Consider the following 1,514-nt stretch of genomic DNA (forward strand, 5'->3'; position numbering starts at 1 on the left):
TGTCCGCCGTCAGCGCCAATGAGACAGATTGAGGGTTCCGTTTAGAGGAGGATTTTGGTCTCGTCGTAGTGACGAAGGAACGAAGATGAGACCAAAATCCTTGCCCTTGAAGGCAACGCCCGGCGAGCGGGTTGCCAAGGACATCCGGCGCGCGACGCGCCGGCATTTCTCGGCGGAAGACAAGATCAGGATCGTATTGGACGGACTTCGCGGGGAGGACAGCATCGCTGAGCTTTGCCGCAAGGAGGGTATCGCCCAGAGCCTGTACTACGTTTGGTCCAAGGAGTTCATGGAGGCGGGCAAGCGCCGGCTGGCGGGGGATACGGCCCGGGCCGCGACGACGGACGAGGTGAAGGATCTGCGCCGGGAAGCCACGGCGCTGAAGGAGGTGGTGGCCGAGCAGACGCTTGAGATCCGCCTGCTCAAAAAAAGCATGATCGCCGATGGGGGCGACGAGGCATGAGATATCCGGCTTGCGAAAAGACCGAGATCATCCGCCTGGTCGAGCAATCGAGCCTGCCCGTGCGCAAGACGCTGGAGCAGATCGGCGTGCCCCGCGCGACCTTCTACCGCTGGTACGATCTCTACCAGATCGGCGGTCCCGAGGCGCTGGAAGATCGTCCGGGACGACCTGGCCGGGTGTGGAACCGCATCCCCGACGATGTCCGCGCCGCGATCCTCGAACTGGCCCTGGAACAGTCGGAGTTGAGCCCGAGAGAGCTGGCGGTGCGGTTCACCGACAGCCAGGGCTACTTCGTCTCGGAAGCCAGCGTTTACAGGCTTTTGAAGAGCCATGACCTGATCACCAGCCCGGCCTTCATCGTCATGAAGGCCGCCAAGGCGTTCACCGACAAGACCACGGCCCCCAACCAGATGTGGCAGACCGACTTCACCTACTTCAAGATCATCGGGTGGGGCTGGGTGTATCTGTCGACGATCCTGGACGACTTCTCGCGCTACGTCATCGCCTGGAAGCTGTGCACGACCATGAAGGCCGGCGACGTCACCGACACGCTGGAACTGGCGCTCAAGGCGTCGGGTTGTGACCAGGTCAGCGTCCGGCACAGACCACGACTGCTGTCAGACAATGGCTCCAGCTACATCTCTGGTGACCTGGCCAAATGGCTGGGCGAGCAGGAGATGAAACACGTCCGAGGCGCGCCCTACCACCCCCAGACCCAGGGCAAGATCGAGCGCTGGCATCAGACCCTGAAGAACCGCATCCTGCTGGAGAACTACTTCCTGCCCGGTGACCTGGAGGCCCAGATCGGCACCTTCATCGAGCACTACAACCACGTGCGCTATCACGAGAGCCTCGACAACGTGACGCCTGCCGACGCCTACTTCGGTCGCGCCGCCGACATCCTGCGCCGCCGCGCCAGCGTCAAGCGACAGACCCTCCAACATCGGCGCTTGCAGCACCGCAAAATCGCCGCCTAAATATCGAACCCAGACAAGGCCAACTCTCCACTAAATCCGCACCCCGACTGTCCCAAAACATCTGACGACGTACA

At 62.1% G+C, this 1,514-nt stretch carries 1 protein-coding gene; it reads left to right on the plus strand.

Annotated elements, in window-relative coordinates; genetic code table 11:
- The first annotated feature begins 85 nt into the window (after window positions 1-85).
- Window positions 86-1,440, plus strand: a protein-coding gene (locus ACP7AZ_RS17750; RefSeq protein ID WP_426039973.1) for an IS3 family transposase whose coding sequence is annotated in 2 segments (ribosomal slippage) — window positions 86-425 and window positions 425-1,440 — 1,356 coding nt in all. Because the reading frame shifts where the segments join, the coding sequence is not laid out codon by codon here.
- Window positions 1,441-1,514 lie beyond the last annotated feature (74 nt).

Source organism: Brevundimonas sp. DC300-4, assembly GCF_049897365.1.
In the GTDB taxonomy this organism is placed as follows: Bacteria; Pseudomonadota; Alphaproteobacteria; order Caulobacterales; family Caulobacteraceae; genus Brevundimonas.